Here is a 270-nt window from a genome sequence, read left to right on the forward strand (position 1 = left end):
CCCACAGGGTCCCCCCTGCAGTACCATCGGCGCTGTAAGGCTTAGCTTCCGGGTTCGGAATGTAACCGGGCGTTTCCCTCACGCTATAACCACCGAAACACTATGAAACTGTCGAACATGTGCCACACCACACCCGATCCCGGGCATGGGGCTGTTCGTGGTTTCAGAACCAACACAGTGGACGCGAGCAACTGAGGACAAGCCCTCGGCCTATTAGTACCGGTCACCTCCACACCTTGCGGTGCTTCCAGATCCGGCCTATCAACCCAG

2 rRNA genes are annotated in these 270 nt (G+C 58.1%); both read right to left on the reverse strand.

Features of this window, described 5'->3' with window-relative positions:
- Window positions 1–97: ribosomal RNA gene (rrf, locus tag IH68_RS52340) — 5S ribosomal RNA — on the reverse strand; the annotation flags it as partial.
- Between the two features lie 96 nt (window positions 98–193).
- Window positions 194–270, reverse strand: a 23S ribosomal RNA gene (locus IH68_RS0149210); the annotation flags it as partial.

The organism is Streptomyces sp. NRRL S-646 (assembly GCF_000720765.1).
GTDB lineage: Bacteria > Actinomycetota > Actinomycetes > Streptomycetales > Streptomycetaceae > Streptomyces.